The sequence below is a fragment of the Desulfofundulus sp. genome (assembly GCF_049701015.1).
Classification (GTDB): Bacteria; Bacillota; Desulfotomaculia; order Desulfotomaculales; family Desulfovirgulaceae; genus Desulfofundulus.
The window spans coordinates 1-16,783 of the sequence record NZ_JBNATZ010000025.1 but is presented as its reverse complement, the minus strand read 5'-3'; the positions used below and the strand labels follow the sequence as shown (position 1 = coordinate 16,783).

18 protein-coding genes are annotated in these 16,783 nt (G+C 52.3%); 1 reads left to right on the top strand and 17 read right to left on the bottom strand.

Features of this window, described 5'->3' with window-relative positions; all coding sequences use genetic code 11:
* The 7 genes from ACPLUI_RS02965 to ACPLUI_RS02935 all read right to left on the bottom strand — a co-directional run.
* A partial coding sequence (locus ACPLUI_RS02965) for an AMP-binding protein (protein ID WP_424658787.1) occupies positions 1-449 on the bottom strand: 449 nt, incomplete at its 3' end.
* A 16-nt stretch (positions 450-465) separates the two neighbouring features.
* Entirely contained in the window at positions 466-855 is a 390-nt protein-coding gene (locus tag ACPLUI_RS02960) for a hypothetical protein (RefSeq protein WP_424658786.1), read from the bottom strand.
* A 39-nt stretch (positions 856-894) separates the two neighbouring features.
* The gene (locus tag ACPLUI_RS02955; protein ID WP_424658785.1) at positions 895-2,133 is read right to left on the bottom strand and encodes a thiolase family protein; all 1,239 of its coding nucleotides are present in this window, start codon (positions 2,131-2,133) and stop codon (positions 895-897) included.
* Positions 2,123-2,971, bottom strand: coding sequence for a DUF2148 domain-containing protein (locus tag ACPLUI_RS02950; protein ID WP_424658784.1), 849 nt, complete (start codon positions 2,969-2,971; stop codon positions 2,123-2,125). Before ACPLUI_RS02950 ends, ACPLUI_RS02955 begins: the two co-directional genes overlap by 11 nt.
* A gap of 2 nt (positions 2,972-2,973) precedes the next feature.
* Positions 2,974-3,753 carry a DUF2148 domain-containing protein gene (locus ACPLUI_RS02945; protein ID WP_424658783.1) on the bottom strand — a complete coding sequence of 260 codons (780 nt, stop codon included), beginning with the start codon at positions 3,751-3,753 and terminating at the stop codon, positions 2,974-2,976.
* Between the two features lie 300 nt (positions 3,754-4,053).
* The gene (locus ACPLUI_RS02940) at positions 4,054-5,682 is read right to left on the bottom strand and encodes a sigma-54-dependent Fis family transcriptional regulator (RefSeq protein WP_424658782.1); all 1,629 of its coding nucleotides are present in this window, start codon (positions 5,680-5,682) and stop codon (positions 4,054-4,056) included.
* Between the two features lie 181 nt (positions 5,683-5,863).
* On the bottom strand, positions 5,864-7,324 hold the full coding sequence (locus ACPLUI_RS02935) for an amino acid permease (protein ID WP_424658781.1): 1,461 nt from the start codon (positions 7,322-7,324) through the stop codon (positions 5,864-5,866).
* Positions 7,325-7,443: 119 nt separating this feature from the next.
* Between ACPLUI_RS02935 and ACPLUI_RS02930 the strand changes: the two genes are divergently transcribed.
* Positions 7,444-7,680: a glutaredoxin family protein gene (locus ACPLUI_RS02930; protein ID WP_424658780.1), complete on the top strand. Its 237-nt coding sequence runs from the start codon at positions 7,444-7,446 to the stop codon at positions 7,678-7,680.
* Positions 7,681-7,795: 115 nt separating this feature from the next.
* Here the strand turns inward: ACPLUI_RS02930 and ACPLUI_RS02925 are convergent, their stop codons facing one another.
* The 10 genes from ACPLUI_RS02925 to ACPLUI_RS02880 form a co-directional block, all read right to left on the bottom strand.
* On the bottom strand, positions 7,796-8,287 hold the full coding sequence (locus ACPLUI_RS02925) for a hypothetical protein (protein WP_424658779.1): 492 nt from the start codon (positions 8,285-8,287) through the stop codon (positions 7,796-7,798).
* Positions 8,288-8,781: 494 nt separating this feature from the next.
* A complete protein-coding gene (locus ACPLUI_RS02920) occupies positions 8,782-8,955 on the bottom strand; it encodes a hypothetical protein (protein WP_424658778.1) in 174 nt (57 codons plus the stop codon).
* A 132-nt stretch (positions 8,956-9,087) separates the two neighbouring features.
* A complete protein-coding gene (locus ACPLUI_RS02915) occupies positions 9,088-9,285 on the bottom strand; it encodes an FmdB family zinc ribbon protein (RefSeq protein WP_424658777.1) in 198 nt (65 codons plus the stop codon).
* Positions 9,286-9,471: a 4Fe-4S binding protein gene (locus ACPLUI_RS02910; protein ID WP_424658776.1), complete on the bottom strand. Its 186-nt coding sequence runs from the start codon at positions 9,469-9,471 to the stop codon at positions 9,286-9,288.
* Between the two features lie 134 nt (positions 9,472-9,605).
* Complete coding sequence (locus ACPLUI_RS02905; protein ID WP_424658775.1) at positions 9,606-10,373, bottom strand: helix-turn-helix domain-containing protein; 768 nt, start codon at positions 10,371-10,373, stop codon at positions 9,606-9,608.
* 106 nt (positions 10,374-10,479) lie between these two features.
* The gene (locus ACPLUI_RS02900) at positions 10,480-12,189 is read right to left on the bottom strand and encodes a peptidoglycan D,D-transpeptidase FtsI family protein (RefSeq protein ID WP_424658774.1); all 1,710 of its coding nucleotides are present in this window, start codon (positions 12,187-12,189) and stop codon (positions 10,480-10,482) included.
* A gap of 39 nt (positions 12,190-12,228) precedes the next feature.
* Positions 12,229-13,458 (bottom strand): peptidase U32 family protein, encoded by a 1,230-nt coding sequence (locus tag ACPLUI_RS02895; RefSeq protein ID WP_424658773.1) that lies wholly within the window; start codon positions 13,456-13,458, stop codon positions 12,229-12,231.
* Between the two features lie 29 nt (positions 13,459-13,487).
* Positions 13,488-14,498, bottom strand: a complete 1,011-nt coding sequence (mltG, locus tag ACPLUI_RS02890; protein ID WP_424658772.1) for an endolytic transglycosylase MltG — start codon at positions 14,496-14,498, stop codon at positions 13,488-13,490.
* 86 nt (positions 14,499-14,584) lie between these two features.
* The gene (locus ACPLUI_RS02885; RefSeq protein ID WP_424658771.1) at positions 14,585-16,168 is read right to left on the bottom strand and encodes a VanW family protein; all 1,584 of its coding nucleotides are present in this window, start codon (positions 16,166-16,168) and stop codon (positions 14,585-14,587) included.
* A 194-nt stretch (positions 16,169-16,362) separates the two neighbouring features.
* The gene (locus ACPLUI_RS02880; protein ID WP_424658770.1) at positions 16,363-16,659 is read right to left on the bottom strand and encodes a DUF1292 domain-containing protein; all 297 of its coding nucleotides are present in this window, start codon (positions 16,657-16,659) and stop codon (positions 16,363-16,365) included.
* Between the last annotated feature and the right edge of the window lie 124 nt (positions 16,660-16,783).

Here is a 16,783-nt window from a genome sequence, read left to right as displayed (position 1 = left end):
TTAACAGGCAACCCGAATAAATCCTTATAAATGACTCCCAGTACTTTAAAATCCTGGTGCAGGGGGCCGACGGCCTCAAGTTCGCCAACCAGTTCAGCTGTTACAAAAATCCCCCTGGCACGGGAGTTCTCCAGCTGGTATCTAAGCTTGTCGCCCCTGGAACGGGGGTCGATAGGAACCAGGACCGCACCGGTAGCGGAAGCCGCCCAGAGGGCGTAGACGAATTCCGGGTGGTTGCGCATCAGTACTGCGAACGTGTCACCCGGCCCGATTCCGTTATCTTTGAGCACCCTAGCCATTTTGCAACCGTTCACAAAGATATCCTTGTATGTCAGTACTTCTTCCGGATACTCACCGTATTCAAAGATTAAAATTTCTTTATCGGGTTCTCTTTCGACGACCTCCTCAATGTGGCGGGCCAGCGGAAGCAGGTTGACGGAACTCATCATGTTCGCCTCCTTACAGTTACCTGGGCAGGTTGTATTTTTCGCACACGGTCGGGTACAGGTCGTGCAGGGGCTTGAGTAAAGGCAGCAGTTTCATTACCTTGGACATGGGGCCCTTTGAGACAATCAGTCTCCTGGCCAGAGCAGCGGGTAACGTAAGTTCCTTCAACCAGAATTTATGGGCGGTATCGCCGGAAAGGGTCATTTCAACGTCGGCCTTTAAATCCTGGTTGCCTGTGAACACGCCATCCGGAGTGACCCAGAGCGTACCTTCAGGGTCAGATAAATTGTACTTAACGGTCAGTCCCGACTCCTTAAACTTTTGCCCGTTTTCAGGGTGCTCGATCAACTGCTTCCATAACCCTCCAAGGACTTCGTACATCTGCGCGGTATCTTTAAAAACCGCCATTCTCAAAACCCTCCTTTGTTTATTCAACTATTTCCACAGCTACTTAACGGCCTCAAAAATATGGATGACCATGGCCGCTTCCTCGTACCCGATGTTCCCGCCGCCATTTTCCGTAAGTCCTATCCGGGCACCATCCACCTGGCGGCTTCCAGCCTCTCCTCTCAGTTGAGTAACTATTTCATAAATCTGGGCCAGACCGGATGCACCAACAGGATGTCCCCGGGATTCCAACCCCCCGGAAGTGTTCACGGGTATCCTGCCGCCCAGCCTGGTGGCGCCGGTTTCCGAAAAAATCCCCCCCTCCCCCGGCGGGCAGAACCCCAGGACTTCCAGCTGGTGCAGTTCACCAAAGGCGGTGGCGTCGTGCAGTTCGGCCACATCAATATCCTCCGGACCCAGCCCGGCCATCTGATAGGCCTGCCTTGACAGGCGTTCCCCGATATCAACGCCGTCAACCGGACGATCCTGACCGGAACCCGGTACCGAGGCAAGGATTTTGACCGGGCGGGCTCCTGTCATTCTTTTCAGAAAATTCCCAGAACAGAGGACGGCAGCGGCAGCACCATCGCCTACGGGTGAACACATGGCCCTGGTGAGGGGATAGGAAACCAGCGGTTCTGCGAGGACTTCCTCTACAGTCATATTTTTTTGGATTTGGGCCAGGGGGTTGAGGCTCCCGTGAAAGTGGTTCTTGGCGGAAATCACCGCCAGCTGCCTCTGGGTACTGCCGTACCTGGCCATGTGCCAGCGGGCTGCTGCGGCATAGATATCCATGAAAATGCTGCGGCCACGACCGGGTTCATCCAGGTTTGTTTGATAGCCGGACAATTTGTCCAGCTCTCGCAAGAGGTTGATCTGCTCGGCACTTTTCTCCACATCCATACACGAAGCGTATGATTTTAAAGAAAGTTCTTTATTTTCATGGGAAATCTTCTCGACCCCCAGGGCCAGGGACACATCGTAGGCCCCGGCCGCAATACCCAGGTATGCCAGGTGAAAGGCAGTTGAGGCTCCAGCACAGGCGTTTTCCGTATTGATGATGGGAATTCCCTGGATACCCATGGACCTTAAGATCACCTGACCCCGGATGGAGTGCTGGTTTTCGAACATCCCCCAGAACGAATTGGATACATAGGCGGACTGGAATTGATTCTTATCCAGGCCGCAATCCTTGAGGGCCAGGTTGACCGCTTCTGCAGCCATTCCTTTTATGGTTGCCGCGGGGTATTTGCCGAAACGGATCATGCCTACCCCGATCACATAGACATCACGCATCATGTCCCCCTCCCGCTTTATATTTCTGAGCGACTTTAGGACCATACTTGTCGATCACATCGGCCATTTCCATGATGACCTCGTAAAGGCGTTCCTCAGATTCCGGCTCAGTATCCCATCTGATATATCGGACTTCCTCCCACCACCTGCCGGCGGCTTTGAAGGCCGGTTTTCCGCTGCCGGCAAAAGCCAGGAAATGGGTGGGGATGGTTCTGAACATGGTGTTGATGTGATCTTCGTAAGAAAATTTTCTATTCATAATCTCCCTGCTGTACCAGACCAACTCTTTACATGGGCCCACCGATATCCCCATGATGGAACTGGCACCCGGCAAATAGCCAAGGGCTGCCGCCGCACTGCCGGTGGAGCCCTGTACCCTGTTGTCGACATTGTGATGCCACGCCGCCGCTGCCGCCCAGTCGCAGGCGATACTCAAGTCGAGTATTTTCCAGTTACACGACGGGCCTCCTCCTACCAGCCCCTGCCCCCTGTTCTCCCTGGCAAAGGCATTGAACTCTTTGCAGGTCGGAAAACCGCAGGCACCACAGTTCCAGGCCATTTCCGAAACGGTGGCATCGGTCCCGAACAGGACCAGGACTGGCGGGTGGCCGGCGTCGTAAGATCCCTTGATCGTTTGGTAATCCCAGGCTACAAACTGGGAGATCTTTGCCATGACCCCCAGTAGTTCGATGATGGGAACCAGGTCTTCCCCGGTGACAATTTCGGCCTGCAGCTTGACCCTGCCCGTGGTCTGTGGGGCCTTGAAGGCAGCCTGCACCATACTTCTGGCCACGTCCAGGAGGTGCTCCTGGGCGGCCAATCTGCCGTCATACCTTGCCATCGTTACTTCTCCTCCTCTGGCTTCGGGATCCATTTCCGGTAGTCAAAGGTTGTAACCGTACGGGGGGTAATATACTGCTTCCGTGCACTTTCAAGTACCCTGGCCATGTTGATGAGATGGTAGTCGGGGTTGATATCGACATACGGGTTCTTGGCCAGGGTAGCCACCAGTATCCCGACAACCACCCCGGAGTTCCCGCAATAACCCAGCTTCAGACCGGCCAGCCCGATACTGGTAAAGGGTCTGGCGTCTACGAAAAGCCTGGCCGCCATCCACAGAGCTGAGCCAACGGCAAAGCCCAGGTCACTTACTCTTGCAGTACAGAGGGGACCCCTGATCAAGGTCTCCGAGCGGCGGTCGGTGGCGTCCACCATCCCGTACCGGGTTTTTTTCCTCTCGTAAAAATAGCTGCAATCCGGCTTGCCCCCGCACATCCCACAGCCGGCGTCCAGGGGGTTGTCTTCCGCCATCCGGGACCCCAGGAAGATCACGGCGTCGGATTCCCTGGCCATAACCGCCTCGTACTTGAACATATCCTCCCAGGCTTTGTTAGTATAAGCCAGCTCTTCCACTTTCCGAGCGATTTGCTCCTGCACCTCCTGCCCGTAAACCAGTTCCGCCTCGATATGGGAAACACCGCCGGCGAAGGGGGCAGTCAGAGCCGCGTTGATCATCAACCTTGCCGCCAGCAAAGTCCCTTCCCGCCTCCGGAGGTCCTGGGGAGAATACGGAGGGTACTCGTAAAACGATTCCCTACCGTTAAAATCTTCGTGTTTCTTCAACCTCAACACCCCTCCAGAATGTTAATAATATTTCTACAATGGTTAAACTCGCAAAAAGCATTCCAGTTAGTGAACCAACATCCACACTGCAAAAGCTTACAGGGACAGGCAAAAAAGACACACCCTGCGGTCCAGCGGGCCTCACCTGTTGCAGGTGTTACGAACTGTTGCACCATACTGCAACAACAGCCGCAGGCAAGTCCAATAAATAAGAATCCCGGCTGAACCGGGACTCTTAGCAAGGTTGCCAAATATGTAAACCTCACCGGTAAGCCGGGGAGGGGGGACAACAGCCTGCGTCTACGTGATATGTTCTTTTTTGAGGCCGTACTTTCTTATCCGCCGGTACAATGTAGTGCGGTTTATCCCAAGTATTTCCGCGGCCCTGCTCAGATTTCCACCGGCTTTCCTGATCGCATTTACAAGGATTGCTGTTTCCGCGTTTTGTTCTGGATGCGCTGCAACGCTCTTGGGTATTAATTGATAAAACAGCCCGGCGGTTAAAAGGTCATCATCCGCCAGACCGGCCAGACGTTCAATAGTATTTTTCAATTCCCGCACATTGCCCGGCCAGTGATAAGTCAGGAAAGCCTGCATTAACTCCTCTTCGAATACATAACAGCGGCCGCTCTTGCTGCGCACAACGTCTAAAAAGTATTTTGCCAGCAGGGGGATGTCCTCCCTGCGTTCGCGCAAAGGAGGGACCGTAATCGTAATGCCTGACAACCTGTAGTACAGGTCTTCGCGGAAGGTCCCCTCCCGGATCATGGCCCCCAGGTCCTTGCTGGTAGCTGCCAGCACCCTTACATTGACGGAGGTTGGACGAACAGAGCCGAGCCTGTACACACACCCTTCCTCGATGACCCTCAACAGCCCCACCTGAAGTTCGAGCGGAGCGTCTCCAATCTCATCCAGGAAGAGAGTCCCACCATCAGCCTGTTCAAATCGTCCCGGGTAACCGCGCCGCGAGGCTCCGGTAAAGGCTCCTTCCAGGTATCCGTACAATTCACTGGCCATCAGTTCCTTTGGCACGGCACCGCAGTTTACGGCAACAAAGGGCCCGGCGGCGCGGCTGCTCTTTTCATGAATCATCCTGGCGAAAACCTCTTTACCGGTTCCGGTTTCCCCGGTTAAAAGCACGTTCAGTTCTGTCCTGGCAGCCTTTTCAGCCAATTCCAAAGCCGACAAGAAAACAGGATCGTTTCCGATAACTTGCCGGGATAAGTTCTTTAATACAGGACCGTCGCAGAGGTAAAAATGAGAGGCGTTTTGAGAAGGGCAGTTTTTACGTCTATTGTTTCTATTGTTCAGGATGTGCCTGGCGAGCTCAGCTTCAATCAAACGGGCCACCGCTGCCACCCAGCCCATGGCGTGCAGGTTTACCCTGTCGGAAAAGCCGGTCAAATCTACCACCCCGGCAACATCCCCCGTCTGTGGGTTAAAAATCGGAGAAGCGGCACAACAGTATGGATGCCAGGTATATGCATAATGCTCGTAACCGTTAAGATACACGTTTGTCTTTTCGATCAGGGCCATGCCGATGGCATTGGTGCCCACGCCTTCTTCGCTCCACAGGGCATCTACCATAAAGTTGTGTCTGACCGCCAGTCTTTTTAGCCCGGGGTTGGGTGTTTCCACATAAAGAAGCACTCCCTGAGAATTGCTGAGCGCGAGAACACAATCACACATCAACAACAAATTGCCAAAGTATTTAAAATAAGGCTCCGCGATTTTTAACAGAAGCTTTTCCAGATCATTCCTAGGACGGGTGGGAACTGCCGGTGCGGCATCGATAAATGAATCCACTCGATAGTTGCGCGACCTCAGCCATGAACCGATCAGAGACGGGTGAAGCTGGGCTGAGTGTAAGTTTCCCTTTTCGAACAGGTCTCTGGCCTGTCGCTGGGTGTTGAAGGTGACAAAAGCCATTTCTATTCACCTCCATTCAACTAAGCTTATAGTTGAATGTTCAGAAAATTGTACCTAGTTTCAATTATATATCGCTTGCTCTGATTATCAAAACACTTTTTTGTGAGTGACATTAATATCTATGTGGCTTCCAGTCGTCAAAAATTTCTCGTTAGCTCAAAAAAACCGGTACCCGCCTGAATTACCCCGCGGTCGCTTTATAGCGCCGCCTCACAAAAAGGAGAAATATGGTTGCGTAAGCTATGGCCAGCAACGACCCACTGATCATACCGGGAATCTGGTCGCGGGCCATAGGCACCGAGGCTACCACCACCAGCAGGAGAAACAGGGACAGATAGGGGAGATAGGGATAACCCGGTACGGTAAAGGGTGCTCTTAACCGGGAGAATTTGTGGCGGAAGCGAATATAGGTCACTGTGATCACAGCCCAGTTAAAAAGAGATATAAAGCCGCTGGCACTGGCAACATAGAGAAATACCTTCTGCGGGAGTAAATAAGCAAGAAGGACGGCGATGCTCAAGAAAATGCTGCTCGCGGCCAGCGCCCGGACAGGTATGCCCCGCCGGTCTGTTTTTAATAAAAATCCAGGAGCCTCATCTCTTTCGGCCAGGGACTTGAGCATTCGGGTTACTCCGAACATGGTGGTATTCATGCTGGAAAGCACCGCTGTAAGTATGATGGCGTTTAGCAGGTGACTCCCGAAAGGGATGCGCAACTTTTCGAGAACTGCAACAAAGGGACTTGAATTAACCGGAACGGTGAACCAGGGTAAAATACCTACCAGCACGAAAATGGCGCCGGTATATAAAAACGTTACGGTCAGGCCTGTACCAACGATAGCACGCGGTATGGTAAGCCTGGGGTTGGCTGCCTGTGCCGCCGTCATACAGACCACCTGGATGCCGGAATAAGCAAATATAACCAGAAGGAGAGAGGCAAAAATTCCTTTTGCACCCCGGGGAAGAAATCCCCCGTAGGCAAAATAATTAACAGTTCCAGCCGGTACCCGGCCGGGCCAAAGCCCGGACAAGGCACTTAAACCGACCAGGATAAATAAAAATAAGGCCATTATTTTTATGCCCGAAAACACTCCTTCAATCCGGGTGAAACCGCGAATATCCAGCAGGTTAATACCGGTTATGAGCACAGAAAAGAACAGGCTGAACAACCACAGCGGCCACCCGGGAAACCACCAATGCACCAACAGAGCAGAAGCCGTTACCTCCGTCGCCATGCTGAGCACACCTGAAGACCAGTACATCCAGCCGGTGACAAAACCCATCAGGGGACCCAGATAGCGGTTGGCATAGTCACTGAAAGCCCCTGTGGAAGGCCATGCAGCCTCCATTTCGGCCAGGTAAAGCATCACCGGGATAACCACCAGTGCACCGGCCAGGTAAGAAAGTACTGCAGCCGGCCCGGCTATGCGCACGGGAACCCCGCTGGCCACAAAAATACCGGCACCAATAACGCCGGCCAGCCCAATCATAATGATTTCCATTGTGCCTATTCTCCTGGCTGACACTCCCGGCCGGGCTGGCCTCGTAGCGGAAGCCAGTTCCATATCGAGGGCCAGTTCCGCCGATATCTCCTCATTTGCCCCGGCTTCTGTTTCAGACCGGTGTAGTTTTTTTCCGCTCAAAAAGCTCACCCGCCCTCAGCGATTAGTCATTCCTTCCCGCTGGTGTATAGAATTCATCCCTCACTCAAAAAATAGAATTACCCGCAGGGGAAAAATCTATCCACCGGGAGGTATTATAAGTGACTACGGAACCCGTAACAGTGTATACCACTCCAACCTGACCCCACTGCCGTACGGTGAAAGAGTTTCTTTCCCAGAAGGGCGTTAAATTTACAGAGAAAAACGTAGCGGAGGACGAACTTGCCCGCAACGAAATGGTGCGAAAAACCGGACGGCTTGCTGTACCCACCATTACCGTGGGGGAACGGGTAGTGGTGGGGTTCAACCGGGGTGAACTGGAAAAGTTGCTCCACTAGTTCGTCAGGTCGACCAGGGTGAAAAACTTCTCAGAACAACTAGAACGGGAAATAGAAGGCGGTGGCTGTTCCATAATTGTGAGAAAAGCACAGGAACACCACCGCCAATCCACATTCAGAATCCTCCCTCTCCTGCCCACCCATTTTCTTCTTCCAGGATTACGAGCGGAATAGATTTCAAGACTTCCACTCCATATCTGCCGGACACACGAACAGTTATCACCGCCTGTCCCAAATCCACCGGAGCCGTAAAAGCGGCAGTTGCCATGCCCCGGACATCAGTAACGGCCAGTGCCGGTTCTACGTTGAACGCTCCACCAGAAATATCCAGCGCAGGGTCAACATTGTTGCAAGCCACCTCAAAAAAGACCAGGGCCCCCCGTACAGGCCGGTTGTAACAATCCCTCACCTCGACAGTCAAAAGATACGCCGCTCCGGGAGCAAGGACATACGCTCCGCCAGGTCCTTTCACCTCCGGACTGACCAGGATGCTAACCTTGTCCGAATAACTCCCTGCAGACCCAATTTCTGCTGCCTCAACCGGAAACGCCATGCAGAGTAACAACATCCCCAGTCCAAGTGCAAGAAGAAAAATAGTTTTCCTCATTTTATGCACCTCCTTTTAATAACTCTTATGCTTCGACATAGCCCAACGTGCAGTGAAAAAGGATTCCTGTAAACCGGGTCTCCAGCCTGTAAAAACAGCGGGCCGGGATGACCCGGCCCCTCATTCGCAAAATGTTTGTTTTTCAGACAGGTGGCAGGAATTTCTTTCTTGACAACGAAGTAAAAGTTTAGAACTGGTTATTCTTACCGGAGAGGTCCTGCGACATGTTTGGAGAAACATTAACCCGGGCATTGCTGGCACTGCCCGTACAGGACTTGCCTGAAAGCATTGTTATGGCTATGGCCGTTTTTGCCCTCCTGGGCCTGCACTTAAATGGAAAAAGATTGCAGCAGTATCCCTTTTACAAACAGTCACCAATCTGGTGCGTCTGTTGCCCATTACCTTCAGCATGCACACAGTGATCTTGACCATTTCACTCGCAATTTACACCAGGATAGTCACGGGTGCTAAGCTCAGCAGGATATTCCTGGCCACTATTGCCCTTCTTCTCTCCTCACCGCCTGCCTGTACAGGCATTCTTTCTCCTTTTTCGCTTCTTCGAGGCCGCACTCCCAATAATCATAACCCAAAACGCAGCGGCGATACTTACACCAGTTGCAAAAGGTATGGGTGATCTGAGCCCGGTTCATATCCTTCGCCTTTATCATTGATCACCAACCCCCTCACTGTTCAAGTTTCCCCAAAGCGTTTCCATGCGCCAAACCAACAGTGTTCACACAACCATATTCACGAGGTGTAACACTTATGATTGGGGCTACCAGCCCTCAAAATTAAATGCCTCACCCGCCGGCCGAACCAGAACTGCTTGTCCCTATACCGCAACTGCCACCCTTGATGCGCACGGCACAGCCGGTAATCAGCTGGCTCACATCCCGGCTCTGACACTGGGGACACGTAACCCTGTCCCTTTCATCAATCCCCACCAGCACGGTAAATTTATGGCCGCAACTGTTACATTTGAAATCATAGACAGGCATCTACCTCACCTCACATAAAAGAGTAATCGCTCCGTTCGGACAGATGAGAATACATTCTTCACATTCCCGGCACAACACAGGGTCGATTGTCGCCACCCTGGCGTCAACAGTTATGGCTGCATAGGGACAGACGTAAGCGCAAACTCCACAGCCGGCACAGAGATCTTTCACTACATAGGCAGGCATGGAAAGTAATGCCCCCTTTGTTGCTACTATACTATAAAAATATTTTCGCTTGCAATATCCATTTCAGGTTAATACTTTAGCCCGCGTCTTAAATAAAGATAAAAAGGGGCTAAAACCAAAAGGCCGTCCTCTTCTCAGCAAAGGTCGGAGCGTTTAAAAAGCTGAATGAAATTCAAAACAAACTGTAATTCCTTCTGGGTGAGGTTGCAGACCAGGTTCAACACCGACTGCACATTGGGATGCATAAGCAATTCACGCAGTTCCGGGTTCATTAAACTGAGCATTTGATCCACTGCACCCGGCTCCATAATAAAATAGCACGGGGAAACCCCCATTACCTCGGAAAGTTTTTCCAGAGTCTTTAAAGAAGGTTGTACTTTCCCCTGTTCGATCTGCCCAATTAGCCCGGCCGTGACCCCCGCGAGATTTGCAAGCTGCGCCTGCGTAAGCCCGTACTCCTCCCGGAGGGCCTTTAATTTATGACCCAGAGAACCTTCCTGACCCATAATGGAAGTGGGGGGTACTCCCAGAGCGTCAGCAATACGCTTCAAAGTACTTAAAGCGGGGTAAACGGTACCACGTTCAATTTCACTCAAGTAAGAGAGGGAAATACCCGCCCGGCTGGCCAGTTCCTGAAGTGAAAGATTTTTTTCACTGCGCATGATACGAATTTTATCACCCAGAGAAAGGCCACTGTCCGTAACATCGCCTTCTATGAGCTGTGCCCTGGATACATTCAGGGCTGCAGCCAGCTTCTCAATGGTTTTTAAAGAAGGGCGCTTCGAACCCCGCTCAATTTCGCTCAAATACGACAGGGAAAGATTGGCCCGCCGGGCCAGGTCCTGTAATGTATATCCTCGCTCTTCCCGCAGGGCACGGATTTTTTCCCCCTTGATCATCATCCGCAACACTCCCGAATCAAATTATACTATTATCCTACTATACTTTTACTAAGCAGTCAATGTATGATAGAAAGGTAATGACATAAAAATAAGTAATCCACCGGCTCTACTCCGGCGGAAGGTTGAGAATCTTCTCCATAATCTCCCGGAATACCGGGGCAGCCGTTTCCCCTCCGCTTTCCCCCTCCTGAACCAGAACCGTCACTATGTACCGGGGATCCTGCAGGGGGGCGTAACCGGTAAACCAGGCATTTACTTTATCCTGTCCATCCAGTTGCGCAGAACCGGTCTTCCCGGCACTACCATAACCCGGGACGTAAGCCTGACGGCCCAACCCTTCCGTAGTCACAAGTTGCAACATCTGCTTGACCTGGGCGGCAACGGATGCTGGAACAGCCCTGTGACTGGGCCCCCGGGGGAAAGAACGGGTAACCTGGCCGGCATCGTTTCTCAACTCACGGACAAGACGCGGCTGTACATAAATACCCTCGTTAACAATAACATTCATCATGGCCGTAATCTGAACCGGAGTAGCCAGTACCGGTCCCTGACCCAAACTGCTATTGACCAGGTTGTTGGGTGCGGCAACCAGCTGCCAGTTCTGACGCTCATCGGGTGGTACAGGATATCCCGTAACTGTCTGGTTATCCAGCCCGAAACGCCTGGCGTACTCGATGAGTCTCCCCGCCCCCAGCTTTAATCCCACCCGGGCAAATACCGGGTTGCAGGATTCCGCAAAGGCCCGGCTAAAACTGATGACACCGTGACCGGGAGCATACCAGCAGCGTACGGGCTGGTCCAAACTCCCGCGGCAATTAAACTCGCTTTCAGGTTTTACAATTCCTTCCGCCAGAGCAGCAGCCGCCACCACTACCTTGAATACCGAACCCGGGGTGAACAGAGCTGTGGTCTTGTCGGTAAAGGTTCCTTTTTCACCTGCAGCAAGGTATTCAGGCAGATAGCGGGGGCGGGGGTCATAAACGGGGCGGCTGGCCAGGGCCAGAATGTCCCCGGTATGGGGCTCCATAACCACTACAGCTCCTTTTTTAATCCGCCGGTCCACTACTTCCTCAACCACCCGCTGGATCCTGGCATCCAGGGTGGTAACCAGGTGTTGCCGTCCCGGATCCTCCGACTGCAGATCAACAGCAATACCCAGTCCCGGTATGGGCCTGCCCGCGGCATCAACGAACAACCGGGCGGAACTCCTGGGCCGCGTTCCCTTCAGTTCGCTTTCATAGTATTTTTCCAGACCGGCCTCACCGATCCAGTCGTTTAAGCTGTACTTTTTGTGGTTCTGGCCACTCAAGTATTGTAACGCTTCCATTGACTGGACCCTTCCCAGATACCCGACCACCGCGGCAGCCAGGGGCGTGGGGCCGTAGCGAAAATGAACCGGCAAAACAAGAATTCCTGGCCACTGGTGCTCCCGGATATTTTTTGCCTGACCTGGAGTGAGCGGAAAGGGTAAATAAGATGGCTGTCCCTCAAAATATGGGGTTATTTTTTCTACCGGCACTCCCAGAATGCTGGCCAGGGAGGTGACAACCTCCCGTCTGTCCCTGATCAACTCCGGGAAAACCACCACCCTGTTGGCATCAAAACTACCGGTCAAGGGCTGTAGATGCCGGTCCAGGATTTCTCCTCGGGAATATTCTTCCAGAATTACCGACCGGGTGCCCCTTTCCAGGGCCAAGAAAGCATACTCACTTCCCCGCTCCAGCTGAATAACAGCGAGATGGAAAATTAAAAGGGCAAAACACAACAAGAAAAAGAGGAAAAGGGTCCGTTTACGCCTCTCCTTCACAAGTTCCACATCCTGTGCCACTTTTATCCAATAGAATGGCCAGGAGAACTAATTATTATACTCCTCACGCCGGCGCAAAAGAGCCCATGGTTGCACGGGGCGGGGAACAGGCATATAAACTCTTTGCCTTGGGTGAGGTGCCGCCTCAACCGGGTTCATATCTTCATCATATAAAGCATTCAAGGTAAAAGAGAAGATATGCCCACCGGGAAGCAGCACTTCCAGCTCTTCACCCCGGGCAAAACGGTTCCTCTGTTCCACCAGGGCCAGCCCCCTGTCGGGGTTATAATCCCGTACCACACCAACAAAAGTATAGGGGCGGTGATAAATGGAGTCTACCGCACCCTGAGCCGCTTTCACCGGGGCACCGGTGAAAAAACCGGTGGTATACTCCCGGTGGCTGACCTTGCCCAGTTCTTCCAACCACCGTTGTTGAACCTGATAGCGGGCTGGATCCACCCGGCAGGCATCCAGGGCCTGCCGGTAAACACTAACCACTGTAGCCACATAGTGCAGGCTTTTTACCCGACCTTCAATCTTTAAACTATCAACCCCGGCCTCAACCAGACTGGGAATATGCTCTAAAAGACAGAGATCCCTCGAACTTAAAATGTAGGTGCCCCGGGCATCTTCCTCCACAGGAAAGTACTCGCCCGGCCGTTTTTCTTCCACGAGAGCGTAGCGCCAGCGGCACGCCTGGGCACAATCTCCCCGGTTGGCATCCCGGCCGGTCATGTAGTTGCTCAACAGGCACCGCCCGGAATAGGAGATACACATAGCCCCATGGACAAAAACTTCCAGGGGAACCTGCACCTGCCGGCGAATTTCACGGATTTCCTCCAGGGAAAGTTCCCTGGCCAGGACAATCCTGGCCACTCCCTGCTCCTGCCAGAAACGGGCAGCCATCCAGTTGGTGGTATTGGCCTGCGTGCTCAAATGAACCGGTAACCCCGGAGCTATTTCCCGCACCAGGACCAGTACACCGGGATCAGAAACAATCACAGCGTCCACTCCCATTTCCGCCAACTGCCGCAAGTATGCGGGCAGGTCAACCAGATCCTGGTTGTGGGCAAAGATGTTCACCGCGACATAAACCTTCACACCGCGGGCATGAGCGAACTTCACGCCTTCAGCCATTTCTTCCAGAGTGAAATTACCCGCCCTCTCCCGCAGGCCAAACCTTTTCCCACCCAGGTATACGGCATCGGCGCCGTAAATTATGGCTGCCTTCAGTTTTTCGAGGTCTCCGGCCGGAGCCAGGAGCTCCGGGACAACCATACGTGAATCACCTTCATTCAGACCCTGCTTTAACGGAGGTACTTTCTCTTATTAGCATTATGTTCAGCCAGCGTACTTGCAAAAGCATGAGTACCGTCGGGCCTGGCCACATAATAGAGATAATTTGTCCTGACCGGTTGCACTGCGGCCAGCAGGGAGGCTTCCCCGGGACAGGCTATGGGGCCTGGAGGAAGACCTCTGTTCAGATATGTGTTATAGGGGGAATCCACCTCCAGGTCCTTATAGTACAGTTTTGCCCTTTGACTGCCCAGGGCATACTGTACCGTGGCATCGACCTGCAAGGGCATGCCCCGCTTTAAGCGGTTTAAAATAACTCCTGCTATTAAAGGGCGCTCCCGGTCCACACGGGCTTCCCGCTCTACCATGGAAGCAATGGTCACCGCCTGATGCAGTGTCAGACCACTTTTTTCAACTTTCCGGTAATAATCCATCTCCTTTAACTTCTGGTTAAAACGTGATAACATCAGGTCGATAATTTCATGAGCGCTGGCGTTCCCCCCAACCCGGTAGGTATCAGGGAACAGATACCCCTCCAGCCGGTTTGGCCCCTTGGGAAGCCCCTGCAGAAAGGGATAATCGAAATTATCCCCGGCGGATGAAGTCAGAAAATCCTGGCGGGTTACCAGTCCCTCCCTATCCAGCAGCTCAGCTATCTGTTTCAGGGTAAACCCTTCAGGAACGGTAAAAATATACCCGCCTTCAGGCCCTTTAACCAGTTCGTTGACAATCTCCGGCAGGGACTGATCGGTGGAGAAGACATAAGAACCCGCTTTGAGCTTACCGTCAACACCTTTCAGGCGGGTGAAAAAATTAAAAAACCAGGCACTGTGCACCAGACCCTGTTCATAAAGGAGACGACCGATGCTACTGCTGGAAGCAGACCGGGGAATGGTGATGTAAATTGTCCGGGCGTGGCCGGAGGCAACCGGAAAGAACATCCGCAAAATGCTAATGAGCAAAAAAAGCCCTAGAACAGCCGTACCTCCGGCCAGCAACAGCTTTTTTTCCTTTAGTTTCACGAAACCTGACAGATTCTCCATTGTATTTACCTGCCCGCTTTAATTAACACATTATACAACAATTCACCTGCAGGGACAACGGCCCCTCAGAAAGCAGATTTTTCAGTTGGAGCCGGTTGAGGGGAAACATGAGGAGAACTGTCATTAGTTCCAGGAGGTTGCTGTCCCTGTGGAACCATGTCCCCACCCGTGTTTGACCCGGGAAGCTTTTCTGTAGTTTTTTGTTCCACCCCGCCTACGGGTGTTTTCTCAGTGGAATCATCTGGAACGGGCTTTTGGGGCTCCGGTTCGGGTTTCTGAACGGGCGAAGGATGAGGGACCACCGGTCCGGTACTTGGTTCCCTTGTACCTATAGCTACCACCTCATCCACCGGCTCATACAAACTATCCGCAAGCCGTTCAGTAAATAACCGGCCGTTTACCTTCACAACACGCTCTGTTACCACCCGGTAACCCCGGACACCTTTCTGCTTGACCACCTGTTCGCCCTTTTCCAGATTGGGGTCGGGTTCCCGGATAACCTTTGGCTCCAGAACCTCCGTTATCCGGCTTCGAAGTTCCACCGGTACCTTGAAGTCTGTATTTCCGTAAATTTTGAATGTCAGCCGGTTACCGTTAACGACGGAACGTATATAAATATAACTTTCAGTATTATTACGGAAGCGAAAATCAATAGCCCCGTAAACAACCGTAGCATCCCGGCCAATGGGAACATAGGTGACAGGTAGAGAATGATTGGTACGATCCAGTACTTCCAGGTTGGCCAGCAAAACCGCATTATATAGTGTAGTGCTAACCTGGCATACTCCCCCCCCGGGGCCGTCCACCAGCTGGTTATTGACAATGACCTTGGCATTTTTATAGCCGGCTTCCGAACTCCTGGGTCCAACCACTTTGTTAAAGGAGACCTCCTGACCCGGCGGGACGAGCAAGCCATCCAGAGCGGCTGCAGCCACCCGGATATTATAAGCCCGGTCCGTGTAGGAAGCATCAAAACTGGTGGTATAAGACGACAGAAGACCTTTTAGCCCCATCGCCCGGACCTCTTCCGTGGTAATCCGGGGCTTCACATGCACCATATGAAGCTGTACTTCGGGCTTTTTACCTGCGGAAAGGGCAGAGAGCAGATCCCGGTAGGCCTGTTCTTCATCCACTTTCATTCCATCGCAGCCCGGAATAATTTCAATGTGGTCATCGGGTAGAACGCGAAAGGCGGCATCCCGGGGTGGAGCAACAATCTCTTCAGCCAGAGCATCAAGTTTTTGGTCGAATTTCTGCCGGTTGAGGACCACAACCAGAGGAAGTTCATACCCTTCCTTCCTGATTTTCCATTGCCTGTACCACTGCAGCCACCATTGCACATCCCGGCCGGCCTGCGTAGCCCTGGTTAACATGGTTTGTACATCCAGACGCAGGCCAATTTCCAGTGGGGAAAAAGTACAGGTGCGATCCTGATAGTGAAAAACTACCGGAGTCTCATTAAGCTTTTCTGCCAGAGAAACCAGCTTCCGCCGGCAGGCCTCCCTGCTCATACCGGAAAGATCTATACCGGCTACCCGGACACCCGGCACAATCTGCTCACGGCCATAAACAGAGCTGGTACTGACAGCGCCAACCACCAGAAAAACACCAATTATAAAACCGACGATGATAAAATGAGTCCTCTTCATTTTCTCCCCCCTGTCTTAAGACGACATAAAGGGTTAAAAAGTTCCATCGCCAGCTTTTTATGTATTGGGAAACACAAGTTATACGGAGGAGCCGGTAAAGTTACCGGCATTAACTACTGAGGAAATAAAAAAGCTGGATGATCCAGGTACCCCTGTCCCCAGCTCTTTTCTACCTGTAACCCATCCTGTTCGCATCAGGAATCCTCACCGGCCACCATTTCCTCCCAGTAGTCAGCTACCTTTTCCCACTCCTCGTCATCTTCGATATCGACCAGGATTTCATTTCCGTCTTCATCTTTTTCAAACTTCAGGATGATGGCCTCGCCCTCATCAGCCGCCGCCTCATCATCACCAGTTTCTTCGAGAGGAAGCAAAACGGCATATTTTGAGTCGTCCAGATGTATAATGTCAATAACTTCAAAATCCTGCTCCTTGCCGTCTTCATCCACCAGTGTGACTACCTCTTCCAGTTCAAGCTCTTGTTCGGGCATACCCTTCACCTCTTTTTAACAAGTTGTGCCTATTCTATATCAAGAGCAACCTTTTTGTCAAGAAACAAGCAACTTTAAAAAATTTATCCGGGTCATTATGGTCACATAGAATATAAATTGAGCA